The organism is Cerasicoccus frondis, assembly GCA_031296915.1.
GTDB lineage: Bacteria > Verrucomicrobiota > Verrucomicrobiia > Opitutales > Cerasicoccaceae > Cerasicoccus > Cerasicoccus frondis.
This window is the reverse complement of the sequence record JAVDPC010000007.1, coordinates 117,168-138,227: the sequence shown is the minus strand read 5'-3', so window position 1 is coordinate 138,227 and position 21,060 is coordinate 117,168. Positions and strand designations below refer to the sequence as shown.

The 21,060-nt window shown below is 56.3% G+C and carries 22 protein-coding genes; 11 read left to right on the top strand and 11 right to left on the bottom strand.

All coding sequences use genetic code 11. The features are described 5' to 3' along the window. Positions 1 to 3: 3 nt before the first annotated feature. Together RBB63_RS07970 and RBB63_RS07965 are read left to right on the top strand one after the other, a co-directional pair. On the top strand, positions 4 to 627 hold the full coding sequence (locus RBB63_RS07970; RefSeq protein ID WP_309382887.1) for a DUF445 domain-containing protein: 624 nt from the start codon (positions 4 to 6) through the stop codon (positions 625 to 627). Between the two features lie 447 nt (positions 628 to 1,074). Continuing rightward, positions 1,075 to 1,509: a GNAT family acetyltransferase gene (locus RBB63_RS07965; RefSeq protein ID WP_309382885.1), complete on the top strand. Its 435-nt coding sequence runs from the start codon at positions 1,075 to 1,077 to the stop codon at positions 1,507 to 1,509. Positions 1,510 to 1,539: 30 nt separating this feature from the next. Here RBB63_RS07965 and RBB63_RS07960 read toward each other — a convergent pair whose 3' ends face one another. Continuing rightward, positions 1,540 to 2,634 (bottom strand): L-dopachrome tautomerase-related protein, encoded by a 1,095-nt coding sequence (locus tag RBB63_RS07960; protein WP_309382883.1) that lies wholly within the window; start codon positions 2,632 to 2,634, stop codon positions 1,540 to 1,542. 354 nt (positions 2,635 to 2,988) lie between these two features. Here RBB63_RS07960 and RBB63_RS07955 point away from each other — a divergent pair, with 354 nt between their 5' ends. The 6 genes from RBB63_RS07955 to RBB63_RS07930 all read left to right on the top strand — a co-directional run bounded on the left by RBB63_RS07955 (position 2,989) and on the right by RBB63_RS07930 (position 6,459). After that, positions 2,989 to 3,387, top strand: coding sequence for a hypothetical protein (locus RBB63_RS07955; RefSeq protein ID WP_309382881.1), 399 nt, complete (start codon positions 2,989 to 2,991; stop codon positions 3,385 to 3,387). 48 nt (positions 3,388 to 3,435) lie between these two features. Further along, the gene (locus RBB63_RS07950; RefSeq protein WP_309382879.1) at positions 3,436 to 3,876 is read left to right on the top strand and encodes a GNAT family N-acetyltransferase; all 441 of its coding nucleotides are present in this window, start codon (positions 3,436 to 3,438) and stop codon (positions 3,874 to 3,876) included. Between the two features lie 336 nt (positions 3,877 to 4,212). After that, complete coding sequence (locus RBB63_RS07945; RefSeq protein ID WP_309382878.1) at positions 4,213 to 4,596, top strand: hypothetical protein; 384 nt, start codon at positions 4,213 to 4,215, stop codon at positions 4,594 to 4,596. A 90-nt stretch (positions 4,597 to 4,686) separates the two neighbouring features. Next, positions 4,687 to 5,160 carry a YybH family protein gene (locus RBB63_RS07940; protein WP_309382876.1) on the top strand — a complete coding sequence of 158 codons (474 nt, stop codon included), beginning with the start codon at positions 4,687 to 4,689 and terminating at the stop codon, positions 5,158 to 5,160. A 25-nt stretch (positions 5,161 to 5,185) separates the two neighbouring features. After that, entirely contained in the window at positions 5,186 to 5,836 is a 651-nt protein-coding gene (rpe, locus tag RBB63_RS07935) for a ribulose-phosphate 3-epimerase (protein ID WP_309382874.1), read from the top strand. A 128-nt stretch (positions 5,837 to 5,964) separates the two neighbouring features. Further along, entirely contained in the window at positions 5,965 to 6,459 is a 495-nt protein-coding gene (locus tag RBB63_RS07930) for a response regulator (RefSeq protein WP_309382872.1), read from the top strand. A gap of 70 nt (positions 6,460 to 6,529) precedes the next feature. Here RBB63_RS07930 and RBB63_RS07925 read toward each other — a convergent pair whose 3' ends face one another. The 7 genes from RBB63_RS07925 to RBB63_RS07895 form a co-directional block, all read right to left on the bottom strand. Then, a complete protein-coding gene (locus RBB63_RS07925) occupies positions 6,530 to 7,558 on the bottom strand; it encodes a phosphotransferase enzyme family protein (RefSeq protein WP_309382870.1) in 1,029 nt (342 codons plus the stop codon). A 5-nt stretch (positions 7,559 to 7,563) separates the two neighbouring features. Continuing rightward, a complete protein-coding gene (gene recR, locus RBB63_RS07920) occupies positions 7,564 to 8,160 on the bottom strand; it encodes a recombination mediator RecR (protein WP_309382868.1) in 597 nt (198 codons plus the stop codon). 30 nt (positions 8,161 to 8,190) lie between these two features. Then, a complete protein-coding gene (locus RBB63_RS07915; RefSeq protein ID WP_309382866.1) occupies positions 8,191 to 8,499 on the bottom strand; it encodes a YbaB/EbfC family nucleoid-associated protein in 309 nt (102 codons plus the stop codon). 180 nt (positions 8,500 to 8,679) lie between these two features. Next, positions 8,680 to 9,588 carry an NAD-dependent epimerase/dehydratase family protein gene (locus tag RBB63_RS07910; protein WP_309382864.1) on the bottom strand — a complete coding sequence of 303 codons (909 nt, stop codon included), beginning with the start codon at positions 9,586 to 9,588 and terminating at the stop codon, positions 8,680 to 8,682. Between the two features lie 47 nt (positions 9,589 to 9,635). Then, positions 9,636 to 10,628, bottom strand: a complete 993-nt coding sequence (locus RBB63_RS07905; protein ID WP_309382862.1) for a hypothetical protein — start codon at positions 10,626 to 10,628, stop codon at positions 9,636 to 9,638. Positions 10,629 to 10,887: 259 nt separating this feature from the next. Beyond that, positions 10,888 to 11,586, bottom strand: a complete 699-nt coding sequence (locus tag RBB63_RS07900) for a lysophospholipid acyltransferase family protein (protein WP_309382860.1) — start codon at positions 11,584 to 11,586, stop codon at positions 10,888 to 10,890. A 133-nt stretch (positions 11,587 to 11,719) separates the two neighbouring features. Then, positions 11,720 to 13,081: a sulfatase-like hydrolase/transferase gene (locus RBB63_RS07895; RefSeq protein WP_309382858.1), complete on the bottom strand. Its 1,362-nt coding sequence runs from the start codon at positions 13,079 to 13,081 to the stop codon at positions 11,720 to 11,722. Between the two features lie 607 nt (positions 13,082 to 13,688). Between RBB63_RS07895 and RBB63_RS07890 the strand changes: the two genes are divergently transcribed. Beyond that, positions 13,689 to 13,856, top strand: a complete 168-nt coding sequence (locus tag RBB63_RS07890; protein ID WP_309382857.1) for a hypothetical protein — start codon at positions 13,689 to 13,691, stop codon at positions 13,854 to 13,856. A 173-nt stretch (positions 13,857 to 14,029) separates the two neighbouring features. Here RBB63_RS07890 and RBB63_RS07885 read toward each other — a convergent pair whose 3' ends face one another. Continuing rightward, positions 14,030 to 14,926: a helix-turn-helix domain-containing protein gene (locus RBB63_RS07885; RefSeq protein WP_309382855.1), complete on the bottom strand. Its 897-nt coding sequence runs from the start codon at positions 14,924 to 14,926 to the stop codon at positions 14,030 to 14,032. Positions 14,927 to 15,171: 245 nt separating this feature from the next. On the opposite strand from RBB63_RS07885, the gene RBB63_RS07880 reads away from it, so the two are divergent. Then, positions 15,172 to 16,773 carry an ArnT family glycosyltransferase gene (locus RBB63_RS07880; protein WP_309382853.1) on the top strand — a complete coding sequence of 534 codons (1,602 nt, stop codon included), beginning with the start codon at positions 15,172 to 15,174 and terminating at the stop codon, positions 16,771 to 16,773. Between the two features lie 53 nt (positions 16,774 to 16,826). On the opposite strand, the gene tatC is transcribed toward RBB63_RS07880, so the two are convergent. Both tatC and RBB63_RS07870 read right to left on the bottom strand, forming a co-directional pair. Beyond that, the gene (gene tatC, locus RBB63_RS07875) at positions 16,827 to 17,651 is read right to left on the bottom strand and encodes a twin-arginine translocase subunit TatC (RefSeq protein WP_309382851.1); all 825 of its coding nucleotides are present in this window, start codon (positions 17,649 to 17,651) and stop codon (positions 16,827 to 16,829) included. A gap of 5 nt (positions 17,652 to 17,656) precedes the next feature. Beyond that, entirely contained in the window at positions 17,657 to 18,100 is a 444-nt protein-coding gene (locus tag RBB63_RS07870; protein ID WP_309382849.1) for a GNAT family N-acetyltransferase, read from the bottom strand. Between the two features lie 197 nt (positions 18,101 to 18,297). Between RBB63_RS07870 and ppdK the strand changes: the two genes are divergently transcribed. Then, the gene (gene ppdK, locus RBB63_RS07865) at positions 18,298 to 21,060 is read left to right on the top strand and encodes a pyruvate, phosphate dikinase (RefSeq protein WP_309382847.1); all 2,763 of its coding nucleotides are present in this window, start codon (positions 18,298 to 18,300) and stop codon (positions 21,058 to 21,060) included.

Here is a 21,060-nt window from a genome sequence, read left to right as displayed (position 1 = left end):
TCAATGAACCCTGAAATCACCGACGCCTTAATCCGCTATTCGTGGATCCCATTTGTGACGGCCTTTATCGGCTGGCTCACGAACTGGCTGGCGATTCAAATGCTTTTCCGCCCTCGACTGCCCGTCAACGTGTTGGGCATCAAAATCCAAGGCCTCATCCCGCGCCGTCAGGAGGAGATCGCTGAGCGCGTCGCGGAGGTTGTCGAGACCGAGCTGCTCACCCAGCACGTCATCCGCGAGCAGATCGAGCAGCTCGATGTGCACAGCTACATCGACGGCTTCGTCCGCAAAGTCATCCGTGGCCGCGTCGCCGAAAAGCTGCGCGGCATCCCGCTGATCGGCGGCATGATCAACGACAGCACAATTTCCAGCTTGGAACGCATGGCGCTGGAGTCCATCCACGCCGAAATCGAGCCTATGCGCGAGCGCATTGCAACCGACGTCGAGGCGCGCCTGCAAGTGCGCGACATCGTCCGCCAGCGCATCCTCGCCTTCGAAATGTTCAAGCTGGAGGAGCTTGTCCGCCGCATCGCCAACCGCGAATTCCAGCTGATCGAATGGCTCGGCGGCGCGCTGGGCTTCATCGTCGGCATCGCACAGGTGGCGATCCTGCTCGCGATTGGGTGATAAATCGCCGGCGAGGAAAAGGTCGAACCCGGCATCCTCTTCGCGGTTAATCAACAATCCCGCCGCCCCTTTTTCCTTTAATCTTTTTCCTTTTTCCTCCGATTTTTCCTTCGCCAGACTGCGCCCGTTTCGCCATACTCAAACCATGAACAGTCGGCCCACCGGAAGCCTCCAGAGCTCACGAAGTATCGCCGACTGTGCGACCAAGCGTCGCCGACTGTAGCTCGAAGTGTCGGCGACACTTCCTGGGAGCGTCGCCGACGCTTCGGGAGAGACACCCACCTGTTTTGGTGTGACTCACGGGCTGTTGTGGTCCTAACATAAGGCTAGTTTACAACACAACACCGGCAGCCTTTTTTGAATACTGGCGTCTGCACAACCAATCAGGGTAGCATCCATTAAGCGGCATCTAGCCACACACTCCCACTATAACGTTCAGCATACAAAATGGAAATCAGGCCTTACAAGAATTCCGACCAAGAAGCTCTCCTGCAATTATGGACAGAGTGCGGATTGATTACTGGACTGAACAACCCGATTCAGGACATTCAAAGGAAGTCGATGGTAAACCCTGAATGGCTACTGGTGGGGCTCAAGAAAGGTGAAATCATAGCCTCCTGCATGGTTGGCTATGAGGGGCATCGCGGGTGGATTAATTACCTGGCCGTGACTCCAACCGAACAAAGGCAAGGATATGCACATCAAATGATGACCGAAGCGGAGCGACTCCTGAAAGATGCCGGATGCCCCAAAATCAATCTACAAGTTAGAAGTTCGAATGCTGGTGTCGTAGCCTTTTACGAGAGTATCGGGTTCAAAGTCGATCCGGTGATAAGCTTGGGTAAACGTCTTGAGAACGATGCCCCTTACCAAGTCACATAGAGCGTTTGTCAGTATCAGTTTTCAACCAGACTAATCCCACAATTGGATGCGGTAAAGGCCGTAGCGGTCTTGTGGCTCGCTGCCTTCGTGGATGCGGGCAGTGGTGAAATACAGCCACCCGTCCGGGCCGAGGCTAAAGGTGTCGGGCCAGGCGATGGCGTCGTCTTGCACCACGGTTTCCACCACGCCATTGGGTGTCGTGCGCAGGATTGCGTCGTGCTCCAGCGCGGTGATGTAAACGTGGCCATCGGGGGCATAGACCAGGCCGTCTGACGAGCCTGTCTTGCCCACCTCGGTTACTTGCGCGGCAAGCTCGGCGGGCGTCAGGTCCGCATTGCGCAGCGCGGCGGCCGGCACGGAATACATGGTGCGACCGGAGAGCGCCTGGTAGTAAATCACGTCGCCCTCAGCATCGAAGGCAATGCCGTCGGCCTGCACCTGCGGGGGCTGGCCGTTGCGCAGCCAGGGCTTACCGCCGATGTTTAGCGTAACGCCCTCGGCCGATGTCGAAGCATGCTCGTCAAGCACCCGCCGCGCGGCCCCCGTCTGCAGGTTTAGCACGACGAGCGCGCCGGTCCCGGAGTCGGTCATGTAGGCATAGCCGTGCTGATGATCGATGCGCACATCGTTCAAGTAACTGGCGGGCAGAGCCAGATCCGGGCCGAAGCGATACGTCCGCACAATTTCGTTGGTGGCCGAGTCGACCTGCACCAGCTTGGGCCCACCGGCAACGACTCCTTGAAACTTCGGGTTTGCCGGATCGAGGATCCACAGCGCATCACGGCCATCCGCATAGACCGCCTGCACGCACACAAAATGCGTGGCCGGGTCCTTGCCGGGCGTCCATTGGTTCATCGCCACATTGGGATAGGCCCTAGGCTGCCCATCGACCAGCTCCGCCACCGATAGCGGCACATCATCCGACCAGCGGGGGTAGTTCACAAAAATGCGGCCCGCCGAGGAAACCGCCACACCGGTCCACTGCTGGTCCGAAAAAGCAACCGGCTGCAGGACCGCCTCTCCCTGCCGCTGTGCCTGCTGGGATTGGCAACCGGTGAGCGCAACGATGGCGCCCATCAACGAGAGCGATAGAATGGATTTTATGGAAGTACGTTGAAATCTCATGGCGCGGAAAATGCGTTGATTAAACTCCAAAGATGAAGCCCACTTCCATGTGGACGCAAGCGAAGGCGACAGATTATCGAAAACCACGGCCAGCGACCCTTCATGGTGCTCCCCCAAAAAAAGCCCAACCGCAGTAACCCAATCCGCTGGCTGCGCATACGCTCGCAAAGCCTCTGCCTCCTCGGAGCAAAAACTTACAAACTAGAATATCCACCACCACCAAGATAAATCCATCCCCAACAAGCGCAATCCTTGACGAACAAGACTTATACAGCCACTCTCAAGCGATGAAACACACCCATGTGCCACCTAGTTCGTAAGTTTTGAGGTGTGATCAATAATACTGTTCTGAAAATGAAAGCTTTGTTCCAAGTTCTGTCTAGCAGTTTGTGTATATTGGCTTTTGGGGGATGCGAAAAAGAGGTTACCTACGAATCAGAGGCTGTTGCGGAGATCCTTCCTCCTGGTTTTATCTTGCTTTACGTTGATCGCGAATTTGAAAGAGAGGACCTTGAAGGAGCGAACTTTGAATTAGTGCTCAAGCATTTGAACCAAAAAGCAGAATGGAACGACTTCGCCTTGCAGCAGGATAGTAATCTATTTCGACTGAGAGGGCACTCAGGCGACTTGTTTGACATTACTGTTTCAGACTCGATCATCTCTAAAGTAGAAGAGCCGAAGGATGTGTCAGCTGAAATGGTGAATAATTTGATGGAAGCAATCGAATCAGAGCCAGGCGAAACTGATGATTGAAAAACCTCCGGTTTTTCACCACCAGCTCTTAACGTTAGACCGTAAAGTATGAAGTTAATAGACGTTACACCAGAAAACTATGACGTAGCTAAAAAGCTATCAGTTGGCGAAGAGCAAAAGCGATTCATTGCCAACATAACGTGTACTATGGCAGATGCTTTTGTATACAAGGATGCGATATTCAAACTGGCTTCTATTAATGGTGAAATCGTGGGGTATATGTTGCTTTATCCTTTTGTCGAAAATGACATTCGGATTATCAATTTTGTCAGGATTGCAATCCACCATGAATACCAAGGCAGAGGATATGGAAAGGCACTTTTAGGTTCAGCAGCTGATTTAGCTCTCGAATTGTTTCCAGATGCTCAAAGATTTAAAATTTGTGTCTTCCCCGAAAATCGACGTGCAATCTACGTTTATGAGAAATTTGGATTTGTGCAAGAAGGCGAAGAAGGGAAAGAACTGTCATTCTTCAAGAATATAGCGTAAGCCTGATAAGTCTAACCAATCGTTGCACACATATCCGAGCAGCTGCGCTGCTCTCCACGTGTGAACTCATCGTTCGGTCAACATTGCCACTCCTAAGAAACTCTTCGCGCCTTTGTGTCTTCGCGTGAGATCATTACGTAGGAGTTGTTCACGCGAAGGCGCGAAGACGCAAAGCCACTCCACCACAGAAAATCTATTTCCATCACACTGAAGAATTGCCATCCACCTGAAACCCACCTACAAAGATTACCAATCCTCCACCATACAACCGCACCGCAACCAGCAACCGAACCAGTCGAGATAGCTGACCCTTCATTCCACGCCTCCCGGCGCTCCATGTCGGTCAGCTACTCTGAGCGTTCGACGAAGAAAATGGAAAAGGAATATAAAGATCCGGCCGATTTTTTCCAAGAACGGGATTTTCCAGGAAGGAAACTTATCGCTTGGGGGGTTGGAATATGGGCGGTCCATTGGTTGCTGACGGGTTGGATTTTCAGGATGAATGCGTTCTCGGAAGAAATAAATCTAGTCGCAAGCCTCCCCTTGATTCCAGCGGCAGTTCTTTTTTTGGTAGGCTTCTGGAAAGCGGTGAAAGGAAAAGGATACCATCCCGTACTCTTTCTCATCGCCTTTACTGGCTTCATCGGGCTTATGGTCCTGTTCTTTCTTCCAGACCAGAGCAAGCAAAAGGATAACCAATCGCTTCTTGAAAACGACTAACGGCGTGCCGCAACTCATCGTTCTCCCCCCTTTCCGACTCGCCACGGCCGAGCAATCAGCATTAACTGAGCGTTCAATCAATACGCCGTTATGCTAAAACACCTACTCGCTTCGCTTTGTTTGTTAACGCTGGCCTCCGGGCTACAGGCTGCCAGTGGGCCGCAGGTGCTGCGAGCCACGGAGGAATTTTACGCCGCGTTGAATGCGATGTTCACGGGCGACGTTGCGCCGATGGAGGCAGTTTGGTCGCACGATGAGGAGGAGGCGACTTACATGGGGCCGGACGGCAGTTACGTGGTCGGCTGGAGTAAGATTAAGGCGGATTGGGAGAAGCAGGCGGCTTTGAAGCTCGGCGGCAAAGTCACCCCGACCGACATCCACCTGATTCTGGGCAACGGCATGGCCGTGGTGCAGTGCTACGAGGTGGGGCAAAATTTCGACAACGAGGGCAAAAAGGTTGAAGTCAAAATCCGCGCGACTAACGTCTTCCGTAACATCAACGGCGAGTGGAAGATGGTCTCGCACCACACCGACCTGCTCCCGCACCTGATGCACCAACACTAACTTTGCATTACAAAGCATATCGCGCATGAAGCCACTCGTCGCACCATCGATCCTTGCCGGAAACCACGCCCGCCTCGCTGACAGCTTGGCCGTCGCCGAGGCCACGCCCGGCATTGAGTGGGTCCACATCGACATCATGGACGGGCATTTCGTGCCGAACCTCACCTTCGGCCCGCAAACGGTCAAAGACCTGCGCCCGGACAGTAAGCTCTTCTTCGACGTGCACCTGATGCTCGCGCGCCCCGATCAATACATCGAGCAGTTCATCGAGGCCGGCGCGCAAAACGTCACCATCCACACCGAGCCCGACTACGACCACCTGGCCACGCTGAAGCGCATTCGCGAGCTCGGCGCGACGTGCGGCATCTGCATCAACCCCGGCACGCCGACCGATGACCTGCTGCCCTACCTGGACCACGTGGACCTCGTCCTGCTGATGACGGTGCAGCCAGGCTTCGGCGGCCAATCTTTCCGCACCGACGTCTTGCCCAAGATCGAAACCGTCGCGAAATGGCGCGCGGACAAGGGCTACCAGTGGCGCATCGAAGTCGATGGCGGCGTGGACGCCGTTACTGGGCAGGACTGCCTCAAGGCCGGCGCAGACACGCTGGTGTCCGGCTCGGCGTTCTTTAAGAACCCGGACAAGCCCGGCTTCGTCGCTGGGCTACAGAGCTGATAAAAAAATCAACCTGGGCAACAAACCTTAGCCTCCCATAGGCTTTCAGCCTAAATAACCTTAATTAATGAAAAATTAAGGCAATCTGGGCATTTTAGAATGCTCTAAAGCTCAAAAAATAGGCGCTTTTGCCTATTCGCCCTACACCCGAGACTTGGCGCATTATTGGGGGAAAAAGCGAAGTAATGGGTATGATGCGCCAGTCACCTACTCAAATAAAGTCGCCTCACGCCCTTATCGCGGACGGCAGGCGCGACGCGCGTTTGCTAGTCAAATACATCCTTCGCCGACGAGAATACATCACCGATGAGGCCTCCGATGCGACCGAAACCTATCAGAAGCTGAGAAACTGTCGATACGACCTCGTGGTCCTTGACATCGAGATGTCGGGCATCGACAAGCACACCATCGCCCATGAAATTCGCAACGGACACGTCGGCCAGCTCAACCGCGAGTTGTGCATCGTCGGCTGCGGCGTCATGGACTGGCGAAAATACGAGATCACACCGGAGCTGACCGGCCTGGATCTCTATTTCAGCAAGCCACTGATCGCGCGTGAGTTCGGCGCCAAGATCGACGCCATCCTTGGTCGCACAGCGGTCAACTCTCAGGTGGTCGCCTGAAAGAATGGCTAGAGATAACATGAAGTTGCCGGGTCCAGCACTTGCTCAACCCGGCAACTTCATGTTATCTCTAACGCCCCGGAATGCCGGTGATCTCAAATGGCGCGCCGTCCCGCCAGCGAGCTTCGATGTGCGCCATGCTTTCGGCAATCGTCACGACTGGCTTGCCGCATGCGGTTTGCCAATAGTCCATCGCGGGGCGCATGATAATGTAGCACAAGGTTTCACGCAGGCGCATGAGGTCGGGCAGCATCGCCAGTTGCGCATCGTCGAGGGTGTATTCCTCCCGGTAGCCCGCCGTCAGCGCATCCACGACCCGGCCAATCCCTGTCGGCGTGGCTTCCGCATGTTTCCACGATAGAAACGAATAGTGACTGTAAAGCAGGACGGCAAAATCCGTCATCCGCCAGCCATAGCAAGCTAGGTCAAAATCGATGATCTCCACCTGTCCTTGATCGAACAACAAATTGCCGCCGTGGATATCGTGGTGAATCAGCCCGAAGCAACGCGGCGTCTGTGGCCGATTTTTAAAGTCTGCCAAAAAGCGCCGCATCGCCTCAACTGTGGCTGGATCGTAAGGCGAAACGTCTGCCGGGAAGTTGTGCATTTCCGTTTCCCACCAGAACTGACGTTGGCGGTCGGGGGGCAGCGAAAATTGATCCGTCACGCGGTGAATGCGCCCCAGCGAACACCCCAAATCATGAAAAAACTGGCCGTTCCATTCCGCTGGATTGCCCGGATTGGGCGGATGTCCCGGGAAACGCTCAAAGCAGGAAACGTGGAATTCACCCGCGCCGTTTGCCGTCGTCTCGATCCAGACGCCCTGCTGCGACGGAATAGGCCTGGTGACGACGCATTCATGCTCGATCAACCAATTTAGCCACATTAATTCGGCCTCCAGCTCATGCCGGGGACGATGGGCGCCGTCACTCACGCGCACAATGACCGGCTCTCCGCGCAGCGACTGCGTGGCGAACACATGGTTCACGCCGTGCCGCAAGAGCTCGGCCTTGGCTTCGCTCAAGCCCCAGTCATTGAGGCACCGATACAAGGCATCATGATAGGGCTCGGATTCCGCCAAATGATGCTCGGGACGCATGGCGGCTAAAATTTTTTCCGCCCTTCAAGGGCGTTGCGCAGCGTGGCGGCGTCGGCAAAAACAATCCCACCGCCGCTGGGCAGGCCGAAACCAATGCGGCTGATCGAGATGTCGTCGCGCCCGAGCAGCAGCTCGTCCTGAATGTAGTGGCAGGTCGCCTCGCCCTCGATGTCATTGGACAGTGCGAGGATGATTTCGCTGACCTCGCCTGACTCAATACGCTTGGTCAACGGCGCGAAATTCAGGTCACTCGGCCCAATGCCGTGCAGGGGCGACAGCTTGCCATGCAGCACGTGGTAAACGCCGCGATAGGCGCCCGAACGCTCGATCGCCATGAGGTCGGGAACGGTTTCCACGATGCACACAATCTCCCTGCGGCGCGTGATGTCCGCGTAGATTTCGCAGAGTTCGCCTTCGGTCAGGTTACCCGTGACCGGGCAGCGATGCAGCTTCTCGGCAGCCTCCTGCAGCGCCTCGCATAGCGGTTGCAGGCGCTCAGGCTTTTCGACAATGAGGTGCATCGCCACGCGCTCAGCGGAGCGGTGCCCCAGACCGGGCAACTGCTTCAGCAGTTGGTGGACTTTCTCAAATGCCGGCGACACAAGATAAGCAGTTGGCGCACGGCGCAGGCGCTACATCATCCCCGGGAATTGGAATCCCGCAGTGGCGTCGCCCATCTTTTCTTCGTTGTAAGCCTTCGACTTGGCGGCGGCTTCCTTGACGGCTTCGAGCAGCGTCTCTTCGACGAATTCAGCGTCCTCCTTGAGGAACTCCGGATCGAGCTTGATGGACTGGAACTCGCCCGCGCCATTGATCTTGATCTGGATCGCGCCACCGCCGCTGGACACGTCCAGCTCGGTTTGTGCGAGTTCTTCCTGCAACGCTTCAATTTTGCGCTGCATTTTCTGTGCTTGTTTTAAAAGTTTACCGACTCCGGCCATAATCACCTAGCGTTTGCGAACCGCGCCCTGAGTCAAGCCAGCATCCTGCTGGACCGGTTAATTTCCGCAGTGCGGAAATCGCGGGGCAGCGGCGGCGGTAGCATAAGCGTCTCGCCTGTGCCCGAACCATAACTTTTATATCGTCGATTGAGGCACAGGCGGAACGCCCATGCTACAAGCTTACAACAACCCCGCGTAACCGGCCCGAAAATCCGGATACTTCGGCGCCCAGCCCAGCTCGCGGCGGAGCTTTTCGTTGGACACGCGACGGTTCGGCAGGCTGCCTTGGGCGTTGGTGCGCATCGGGCCGCGACGGCCTTGAGCGTTGGGATCAAAGACTGGCTTCGGTGCGCCGATTTGCTCAGCGAGCCACTCCACCACATCGGCCTTGGTCGGGTAATCGCCGTCGACCACATTGAACGCGCCGCCAGTGGAATCCGTTGACGCAAAAGCCGCTAGCACCGAGCTGACGATGTCATCCAGATGGATGTAATTCAGGTAAAAACCACCTTCGCCGGGGAAGGTGGTCGTGCCCCGCTTGAGGGCGTCGAGCAAGTGGTGGCGCGTTGGGCCATAGATGGCGCCCAGGCGCAGAATGAAGGCGCGGTCCCACGAATTGGCGGGCGCATTTTCAATTAATTCCTCGGCTTCGCGCAGGACGTCGCCATTCGCGGTGAGGTCAGCCGGGACGTCCTCTTCGGTCACGATGCGGCCATCGCTGTGCGGGTAAACACTGGTCGCGCTGGTGTAGGCGTAGGTCCCGATCGTCGCGCTTTTCGCCCAGGCAATGATCGACTCCATGCCGCCGATGTAGCTCTTGCGATAGCCCTCCATGCCATTGCCGCCGGAGCTTACGCAGTTGAGCACGAAGTCGTAATGCGAGGCGACCTGGTTGTGCCATTCGGCGGAATCGAGGTCACAGCGAATGACCTTGCGGGCAAAGCTGGCTGCTTCCTGCGCACGCTCGGCATTGCGGGTTAACGCATCGACTGTGGCGCCCGCCTCAGCCAACGCCTGACCGACGGCGACGCCGACATAGCCACAACCCAAGATCAGCGCCGTGCGCCCTTGAAAAACATCACTTGCCATGCCTCGCCATTACGGCGATGCAATCCAACGGGTCAACCCTTCGCAGGCTAATTATTGGAAATTTCAGACGGACGCTTCGGGCGTTTGAAAGATGGTTTCGCCGAAGGCGGCGCAGGCTTATCGGCGCGGGTCACCACCAGATCCGGCTCGTCCTCAGCAGCCTCCGAGCCTGCCGCAACCGGCGACTTGGGCGCATTTTTGGCCTTACCAAACGACGGCTTGAACAAGATGCGATCCGTGCGCGTGGAGACGGACTCCCACAAGCCGTAGGTAATGCCGCTGAGCAGAACGAAATCGAGGAGGTTCAGCGCGAGGCTGAAGATCGTCATGTTGCCGGTCAGGTGCGAAAGCAGGTTGATCACCGGATACAGGAACCAGCCGCCAATGATCATGAATACAATGACCTGCACGCCTTGCTTGAGTTTGCCGCGCAGCGCGCTCGCGCCCTGCCCCAGCGTCATGAAAAGCAGCATGGTCAAGCTTGCCGAAAACAGAAATGGGAACACGGACAAGCCCAGTTGCTCCATCCGCCCACTGAACAGGTGGGACAAGCCAATGAAAAAGAAAATGCCGGAACCTAAGCCAAACATCGTGAGGTACAGCTTTTTGTCTTGAGCCGGCACTTTGATAATCCGCGACAGCACGTAGAACAGGACAGGCGCAAACACCGCCCAACAGAAGCCGCGCAAGCCCAGACCGGGCTCGGCCGCCTCGCCTCGGATGAAGGCTGCGTAGCTCTTGCTCAACACGAAGAACATGAATCCCACGGCGACCAGCAGGCCGCCATAGGTAGCCATGGAAACGAAGCGCACCTTGGCCTTATCCTTAAATGCTTTGCCGAACAGAAATAATCCCAGGCAGCCCCAGATAATCGCATCCCCCAGAAAGGAATAATAAGTGGCATGCGTCAGCGCGGTCGAGTTGACGCTCGGCGGCGGCGGCGTTTCCTCAACTGCAGCCACCGCAGTCACTTCGTCTTTCTTTTCTGCGGCGGGTTCCTGAGCCGCGACCTTGGTCTCAGCCTTCGTGGTAGTTTTCACCTCAGCCTTAGCAGCAGGCTGTGGAGACGGTTTAACCGCCGATACTGTTGCAGCGGGTTTGGCAGCCGGAGTGGGCGCAGGTGTAGGAGTTGAAACTACCGCAGGACTATCGCCCTTGGCGATCGGCGGCAATTTTTCAACTAAAGTTGATTTTTCGGCCATGGGTGAATGATACGAGTTGGATCGATGATCATCGCGAGAACCCCATAAAACGTAAAGAAAAATCCTCAATCACATTCAAGCAAGTTCCCCTCGCCCCTTAAGTCTCTCCACGTAAGGCTTTTACTCGCTTGGAAAGGTAGAGTGCATCGCCTCCGGCGTCACTTTTCAGGCGCTCAAAAAGCGCCATTTTCGTTACATTCAGGGCATTTTCCAACACCTGTGTGGTGGGCTGCTCACTGCCAGGTATTGGCGCGCCAAGCTGGATTCCCACCTCCGGCAGTTCATGCTTCCCGTGGTGGAAGTGACGCCAAACCGGCAACGCCGTCGCCTCCGGCGCACGCTTGAGAATGGCCTCCAAACCGCCTTCAAATGGCGCTTCCTCCCAGTCCGCAGAGAGTCTTCCCTGAGGGTAAATGATCAGACAGCGTCGCTCCGAGGGCTCACGCAATAAGCTCACGGCATGCAACAAACCTTCGGCTCGATCACGCTGCGAATCGAGTGTTACGCCAAAGACGCCACACCGCTGGAAAAACGAAAACTTCGCCAGGTTTTGCGCGTCCATCATGAGACGCTGATCCATCTGAAAACGCCGCGTCAGGGAAAAATCCATGAGGCCATCCCACCAAGTTTGATGGCTGCCATATAGCACTAGCGGAAACGGCTCGTCCGACATCAGCCAATCTCCCCAGCCAGAAAACCCACCCACGCGAATCGAGTAAAATCGCTGGCAATATTTATGGCGCAAGTAAGCCGCCAGTAGCCACTCACGCCACGCACTTTTCGATTCCGGCATCATGCAGACAGCCAAACACAATGCAGCCCCGCGTAAAAATCAACATTTCCCTGCCGGGGTGACTGCGCATTGTTCGTCAGAAATTTGAATGCCGCACGAGCCCGAGGTAGTGTTTCATCAAGCGCCCCTTTCCCGCTCACGCCTGGCCGCCCAAGACCTGGTCGAGAATCCGTTGCAGTTTCTCACGCGCCGCTTCGCTTTCGGGCGTTGGCTCAGTGACCTCCGGTTCGGCTGGCAGATTGCGCGCATCGTAAAGCGAGCCGTCATGGTTGAGCCGCCACTGCCCGTCAAAGACAGTAAAGCCCCGGTAGCCGCCCGGAACCCATTCACGCGGCGAACCGGCGCGCCCCTCAAGCTGCGGCGCAAAGCTTACGCCACGGTATTCGATCGCGTCCGGGATTGCCACGCCCGCCAAAGAACAGACGGTGGGGAAAACATCGGCGATGTGAATCAAGTCATCGTTAACGCCCTGGTGAACCGCAGGCGGCCCCCAAACGATGAACGGCGCATGCGTCCCACTGTCGCTCAAATCACGCTTACCGCCATTCACCTCGCCAGCCGCCGTATGACGCGTCACGCCGGTATCCGTGCCGTTGTCGCCAATGAAGATCACATAGGTGTTGTCGCGTATGCCGAGCGCCACGACTTCATCGAGCAGTTCGCCCACCAACTTGTCCATGTAGTGAATCATGTTGCCCAGCGACGCCTTGCGGTGATCGGGCGTTGGAGTGAGCGGCGTATGCGGGAGCATTTCATTGTGGATGATTAAAAACGGCTCCTCAGCCGCCGTCGCCGTCGCCATGCGCTCCTTCACATAGTCCTTCAAAACATCAGGACCGAAGCGGTCTTCCAGGCCGGTCATCACCACGCCATCCCGGTTCAAATAAGGCCCCCAATAGCGCTCGGTTTTGGCGGCGCCGTCCCAGATTTGCCAGACGCACCACGAGTCGAACCCGGCATTGGCAATGTGGTCCGGGTGCTCGGTCAAGGTCGCAAGCTGCCATTTACCCGTAGTGGAAGTCTGGTATCCATCGGCCTGAAAGAGCTGCGCAAAGGTGGGCATCGCGTCGAAATCAACTTTATCCGAAGTCCCCGTGTGAACGGATAAGACCGCCGTATGCCCGTGGTCGGCCGCATACAAGCCGGTGTGCAGGCTCACTCGCGTCGGCGTGCAGGCTGGCTGGACGTAGGCGCGCGAAAACCGCAGCCCCTCGTCAGCCATTCGATCCAGTTCGGGCGTCTCGTAATCCAAACCGCCGTAACACCCGAGGGTCTCGTAGCCGAGGTCATCCGCGAGAATGATCAGGATGTTCGGTCGTTCAACGCGATCCGCATGCGTGGCGGTTGCCGTCATCAGCAAACTCAACAAGAGACAGCCGATGAGTCGGCAGGGCGCAACCCACCAGCCAGTCTTTGCGCTTTCCACGAATGTCTTGGTTGCACGATCCTCACTGGTCATCGCCAACCGTGCAAACTGGGGTTTCTTTGAACTCGTCATAATCCGGAGAGGTTAAGGTTAAACGCATCCCATTCTGCCACTGGCAAATGAACAAACAAGACCATCAGCTAGCACTATTTGCGCAAAAATGGATACATAATCTCCTCTCAAACGTCCACTTCGCGTGTGTAAGTCGTTGGTTCCCAAGGCGGATTATTAGTAAGAGACACTCACTAATAAAATGCTCGCACGTTCACTTTTTGTTTGGCGCGGCGGCTTTAATGTTTAGTGTGTTATTGATCACCCCATCAGGCGTTGCTCATCCTCGTAGCATAGGCGTCCCGCCTGTGCTCTACCCCACATGCACATGACCGTAAGATAGGCGCCCCGCCTGTGTATTCAGTCAGTTGGGAATCGGGACACAGGCGAGACGCCTGTGCTACGTCAGCGCAGCCACTCCCCAACATTACCCACACTACCCACATTACTCACCTTCCCCACACTACCCACCTTCCCCACATTACTAACTCCCCCCCCCCAACCTATCCATCTAGACACTTTCAAACTGACTTTACCATGCACCACACTCCCATCAATTTCGCCTTTGCCGCATTGCGGCAAACTCAGGATCCAACGGCGCGTTGGCTGAGGTATCCCAGTCGACGCCATGCGGGGCCATTCGGGCCGCGTGTGTGGTCGCGCCGGGGAGCGGGGCCCATTCGCTGATTGGCTTGGTGTAAACAACCAGTCAGACGACGCCCAAACGCTCTCTGGAAATGCGCCACGCACGACGCCCTATGCCAGCCTGGCCAACGCAGTGTCGACGTGCGAGTGACGGAGCTACCCGTCGCTCCGGCCGGCGGCCCCTGAGCCGCCTGCGCCCCACCTGCGCCTCGTCCCGGCGAGCGGGCGGTTACGGCAGTGTTCTTTGATATCAACTTTAGGCAGGTTTACCCCCCCCCCTCCCCTGCGGATCATCCGATTTTTGGGGACGCCCTTTCAGAGCGGTCAGTACCGCTGCCAAGGCGACGAATACTTCGCGCGGTATTCGCTGGGAGTTAATCCCGCGCGCTTGCGAAACCAACGCGCAAAATAATTCTGCGAGCGAAACCCGAGCTCCTGCGCAAGCTGCTTGATGGGCGTTGCCGAACTGGACAACTGTGTAATGGCGGCGTTAAAGCGGCGGCCGTCCCAGTATTGCTTTGGTGATTCGCCAAGCTGCGCATTGAATAAGCGGTTAAGCTGGCTCACGCTCAATCCCACTCGCCGTGCGAGGCTTGCCTCCGTCAATTCCGCATCGAGAGGCAATTCATCCAAATGCGCCAAAGCCATTTGCATGCGATCATCCAACCCCTCGTATGGGTTCAGCGCCCGATCCAAACTCTGGCATATCCGGATCAGGCAACGCAGCCAGGCATAGAACGCCTCTTGAATCATCAAGTAGCTATCGAGGTCACTCCATTGGCTCCACAAGTCGGTGTAGGCTTCTGGGATCGAAGCGTGAATGATCTCCAGCAAAGGCCGCGTGCGCTCGTAGAGTTCAGGGTTCGCCTCATGGGCAAAAGTTTGCGGGAACCCTTCGTCAAAGAAAGAGCGCCCATCGGGTCGGACCAAGTGAAAGCGGATCGAAATGATTTTGGCCCCCAGAGAAAAATCCCGCCGCTTCAGCTTCTGGGTAATGATCACCCAATGCCCCTCCGGGATTTTGAGTTCGCCGCTCTCTGTTTCGAGGGTAAGCGAACCTTTCTCAATGAAGTAAATGGGCGTGCCGGGCTCGATGTCACGGGGCAGCTTAACATAACTGGACTTGAGCACGCCTTCATACGCCCAAATGAGCTCGGTGCTAAGCTTGGTCCAATCCCGCATGCGAGCGCCAGAGGATGTCTGCCGGACCGCTTTACCCATAACTGAGAGAACTCGTGGAGAACGCATCCGCGGCGCACAAAACTGAAACACGACTGGGGCGCATCATTCTTCGATAGTTACCAGGTGACTTCATTGCCAGTTCATTTCCACCTGGCCATGCAGCCAGCCTGGGCCCGATGCGCCGGTAAATAGGTTTGCTTTGGATGTCTCCACAGCCATGTTTCCGAGTATCGAGACTAGGCGATGAAAAGACTACTCTGGGCGGAGAAAATGCCCCACTGCAAATGATGACCTCAAAACCGATACATTCAAGTATATGGGCCCTGCTCGTCGTTGGCCTTGCCTCAGCGGCCCTGATTTGGGCCATGACGGCTCCGAGCGGAATAGGCTACTACCCCGACTCCAAGAGCTATCTCTCCCTCGCTGGCAACATCAAGGATGAGCTCGCCTATAAAGACCTGACGGGCCAATACTCCACGCACTACCCCCCCCTGTATCCCGCGCTGATTGCATCGACCGCTTATGCGCTCCAAACAGACACCCTCAAAGTCGCCCCACGAATCGTCGCCGCTTTGACCTTTGGTTTGGTGGGCGCATTGACCTTTTGCGCAATGAGCAGAGCCTATCAGTCTGCCGGGCTTATCGCGCTCGGCATTTTAGGCATGCTGGCTCAGTTTGTGTTTATCACCTTTGGCGCCCTGGCCATGAGTGAGACAACGTGCTTGGTGTTTATCCTGGCAGGCGGCCTTTGCTTTGCTGCATGGCGACAAAAACCAAGACTGAGCTTGCTCATCCTCTGTGGCGTCTTTTTCGGGCTCGCGAGCATTACGCGCTATGCGGCAGTTATCTTTGCGGTGGCCTCGGTCCCCTTCATATTGTTTTACCCCGACCGGGAAAAAATCATCAAGCGGCTGTTTAACTGCGCCCTGCTGGGGGCGGTGTCGTATGCGCCGCTGTTTGCCTGGTTTGCTGGCTGGCGAATACTCGGTCAATCCGGCGGGGCCCGTTCGATTTCCTGGCACCCGATACCCACCGAAAAGCTGCAAAGCGCCTTCCGCACCCTCGGCTCCACCATCTACACGGGCAGCCAAATTTTGGGCGTTCTGGTTATCCTGACGCTACTGGCCGTTTTCTGCTGGGAGGTCTACAGGATCTTTAAGACCAAAGGCGCCGATGGAGAGCAAGCCCGAGCAGCGCGCTTCCAGCATTTCATACCTGCCTATGTCTCCGGGCTAAGTTTGGCCTACATGGCTTTTATTGCCTTCTCACTTACGTTTCTGGATCACGCGACCCTGCTGAGCTACCGCATCCTCAGCCCAGTTATTTGGGCAACGGTCTTCCTGATGGTTTTCTACGTCGCGAAACTCCTTCCGCTGGATAAACGAAAAGGCCGCATCGCCCTGGCGCTCGTCTTTCTGATATTCGGGGGACGCTTCGTCACCAACGCCATGCCATTCTACATGGATCGCTGGCAGGACGGGATGGGAATTATCAAAGTTTCTCTAGATAACGAGGAGATTGAAAAGCGTATGTTGGCAAGCCGGGATGATGGACGCACCATCTACACCAATCGCACTGAACTGCTATTTTTCGGACTTGGCCTTCAGTCCAAACACCTACCTGGAAGCGTGATTTACACAACGGGTAAAACCAACCCCTACTACGACGAGTCCATGCAGAGAATTTTCGACGAAGTGCGCAATTCAGAAGCCATTATCTTTCTCGATAGCACCTACTCAGATCCATACTACGTGCCAGCCACAGCCGAAGAGTGCAATGCCGCCAACCTGCCGCAATGGTCCTATTCACCCGACGATAAATACGTGATTTATGGCAATGTCGAAGACGCGCAGGTAATCAAACTTCCTAAGCAGTCCCACCCCTAAGCAGCCTTTTCGCTTTATTATTGGATGACCGGTTCGGACCGAGCGGACCCGCTTTACCGCCACTCTTCGTTGGCCTCTTCCTCCTCGATGACCTTGCGTTGGCGCAGACGGGCGCCGACGAGCAGCGATCCTTCGTAAAGTCCCCACAACGGCAGGGCGGTCACCAACAGCGTTAGCGGATCCCCCCCCGGGGTAATCAACGCCGAGATGACCACAATGATGAACATCGCGTAACGACGTCCCGCCCGCAGTCGTTCGACGGACACGATATCCAGGTAGATGAGCAAGATGATCACCAACGGCGATTGAAACAGCGCGCCCAGGCCAAGCGTCGTCCACACCACCAAGCCGTAATACTTCACCGGCGTCCACAACGAGGCAAAGTTGAAAGCCTGCTCAAAGCTCAAGGACACAAACAAATAAAACGGCAACAGCAGGAAGAAACCCAGAGCGCAGCCGGAGATAAACAACAACAGTATCGCCAGGCACACCGGCTTGAGCACGCCCCGCTCCTTATCCGTTAACCCTGGGGCAATGAAGCCCACGGCAAAGTATAAAACAAATGGCAGCGAAAGCGCCGTCCCGCCGAAAAACGCCAATTGCAGAATGAAGGTGAAAACATTCATGGGGCCATCCGTGCGCAGCTCTGGCACGCGGTCTGGCTCGCCCAACATATCAAAGGCCTGCAGAAGCGGCCATTGCAGCACATCGGCAAACTTGACGCCAAAAACCAATACCAGAGCGCAGGCCGCCATCAACACCCCCAGGCTTTTAATCAACACCCAGCGCAACTCCTCAACGTGATCCCAAAAACCCATGATCCCCGTCTCTTCGGCAGGGGCTGCATCGTCTTCGGGTGAAATGAGGTCGTCGCTCATATCAATTATTTTTTGCGTGGTCGGCTAGGCGCGCGCCATTCCATTTCAACGCAGTTTTCGAGATCAGAAATTTTGCGGAAACCGCGGCGCTCATAAAATTGCCTCGCAGGGTTGCCATTCATAACCCTTAAGCGGATCGGCAGATTGGCTTGCTGGGCGGCGTCGCACAAGTCTGCTATCAGCGCCGAGCCAATACCCTGCCCCTGGTGCTCCGAGTCGATTTGAATGTCGCCCAAAAATAAATATTCCTCACACGGCTCGACTTTAAACATGCCGATGTCCTTGCCGCGCAGTTGGATAATCGATGTGTATTCTGGCTGAAACCTAGCCCGAAAAACGGAATCATCCCATTGGTGAGTGAGTTCAACATAAGGGCGCATCAGAGATTCGTAGAACGGCTCAAGCCAGTCCACGTCACTCGGCTTTGCCTGACGGAGCGTGATTTTCATTTAAATGCAAAAATGCTAATAAGGCTTCGAAGCGTTCGTTGTCCAGCGTTACAGAATCAATGTTTAGTGCCTGCTTACGCGGCAAATCGTTGACAGGGTTTGGAAAACCGCTTTTGTGTCACGTCTTTTCCGCCTCGTTACAAGCGATACAGCGGAGGAAATTCGCACAAAAGTAAACCCATATATCATCACACAGGATGGCAACAAAAACGAAGAAGGCGAAAAAAGCCGCGAAGAAAAAGGTCGCGAAGAAGACCGCAGCAAAGGCGGTACAATACGTCTACGAGTTCGGAAGAAAAACTCAGGGCAATTCCAAGATGAAGGAGCTGCTCGGCGGTAAGGGCGCTAACCTTGCTGAAATGGCGCGCATCAAGCTGCCCGTTCCCCCGGGCTTCACCATCACCACGGAAGTTTGCACGTATTTCTACGACAACAAGCTGTCCTACCCGAAGACCCTCGAAGCCGAAGTAAAGGCTGCGGTCGCTAACATCGAGAAGCAGACCAAGAAGGTTTTCGGCGACGAAGAAAACCCGCTCCTCTTCGGCGTGCGCTCCGGCGCCCGTGAGTCGATGCCCGGTATGATGGACACCATCCTCAACCTCGGCTTGAACGACAAGACCGTTGTTGCCCTCGCCGAAAAGTCCGGCAACGAACGCTTCGCATACGACTGCTACCGCCGCTTCATCCAAATGTATGGTGACGTGGTGATGGGTGTGCAAGTCGACGACGAAGACGCACACGAGCCTTTCGAAGAAGTTCTCCATGGCCTCAAGAAGGAACTCGGCGTTGAAAACGACACCGACCTGACCGCTGAGAACCTCAAGGAACTCATTAAGCGCTACCAGGCCCTCATCAAGAAGTTCACCAACTCCTCCTTCCCGCAGGACGTTTACGAACAGCTCTGGGGCGCAGTCGGCGCCGTGTTCTCCTCTTGGCAGAACGAGCGCGCGATCCTCTACCGTCAGAAGTACGGCATCCCGGCTGAGTGGGGCACCGCAGTTAACGTTCAGACCATGGTCTTCGGCAACATGGGTGACACCTCCGCTACCGGTGTGGCCTTCACCCGTGACCCGGCCAATGGTGAGAACGTATTCTACGGCGAATACCTCATCAACGCTCAGGGTGAAGACGTCGTGGCCGGTGTTCGCACCCCGCACGAAATCGCCAAGCTCGCTGAAGAAATGCCTGCAGCCCACGCTGAACTCGAAGAAGTTCGCGCCAAGCTCGAGCAGCACTTCACCGACATGCAGGACTTCGAGTTCACCGTTGAAGACAACAAGCTTTACATGCTCCAGACCCGTAACGGTAAGCGCACCGGCCTCGCCGCTGTTCGCATCGCTTACGAAATGGTCAAGGAAAAGCTCATCGACGACGCCACTGCGGTTAAGCGCATTCCGGCTGACTCGATCTCCAGCCTCCTCGTGCCGATCTTCGACACCGCCGAGCTGAAGAAAGCCAAGCCGCTGACCACTGGTCTGCCCGCAGGCCCTGGCGCTGCCGCCGGTCACATTGTTTACTCCGCAGCCGCAGCTGAAGCACAGGTTGCCAAGGGTAACAAGGTCGTCCTCTGCCGCGTGGAAACTTCCCCGGAAGACCTCCGCGGCATGATCGCCGCTGAAGGCATCCTGACCAGCCGTGGTGGTGTTTCCTCGCACGCTGCGCTCGTTGCCCGTCAGATGGGTAAGGTTTGCGTCTGCGGCGCGAATGAAGTCGTTATCGACTACGGCAAGAAGACGCTCACCGTCGGCAAGACCATCCTGCGTGAAGGCGACTTCATCTCGATCGATGGCACCACTGGTGAAATCTACGCCGGCGCCATGGCGACCGCTCCTTCCGAAGTCTCCCAGGTGTTCAATGGCAAGCTGAAGCCCGCCAAGAGCTACACCTTCAAGATGTTCGACCAGGTCATGAAGTGGGCGGACAAGTACCGCACCATGGGCGTCCGCACCAATGCCGACACCCCGGCGCAATCGAAGCAAGCAGTTGCTTTCGGCGCTGAAGGCATCGGCCTTTGCCGCACCGAGCACATGTTCTTCGAAGGCGACCGCATCACGTTCATGCGTGAGATGATCCTCGCCACCGACGAAGACGGTCGTCGCAAGGCGCTTAAGAAGCTTCTTAAGTTCCAGCGCAACGACTTCAAGGGTCTCTTCAAGGCTATGGAAGGCCGCCCGGTTACCGTGCGTCTCCTCGACCCGCCCCTGCATGAGTTCCTCCCGCACGACGACTCCAGCCGCCGCGCCATCGCGGAAGCACTCAACGTCACGCCGGAATTCATCAGCGACCGCGTCAAGGCCCTGCACGAGCAAAACCCAATGCTGGGTCACCGTGGCTGCCGCCTCGGCATCACCTATCCGGAAATCACCGAGATGCAGGCCCGCGCGATCTTCGAAGCAGCCGCAGCTTGCTTGACCGCCAAGAAGAAGATCAAGGTTTCCCCGGAAATCATGATCCCGCTCGTTGGCTTCAAGAAGGAGCTCGACCTGCAGGTTGAAGTCGTCCACCGCGTCGCCGCAGAGGTCCAGGAAAAGAAGGGTGTGAAGATTCCGTACATGGTCGGCACCATGATCGAAATCCCACGCGCAGCCCTGACTGCAGACCAAATCGCTGAGACCGCTGAGTTCTTCAGCTTCGGCACGAACGACCTGACCCAGACCACGCTCGGCATGAGCCGTGACGACGTCGGCACGTTCCTCCCGGACTACAAGGAGCTCGACATCCTGCCGCAAAACCCATTCGACTCGATCGACCAGACTGGCGTTGGCCAGCTCGTCCAGATGGGCGTCGAAAAGGGCCGCTCCACCCGCCCCGACATCAAGCTCGGCATCTGCGGTGAGCACGGTGGTGAGCCGAACTCAGTGAAGTTCTGCCACAAGGTCGGCCTCAACTACGTGTCCTGCTCGCCGCCACGCGTGCCGGTCGCCCGCCTCGCCGCCGCTCAGGCTGCGCTCGGCAAGTAA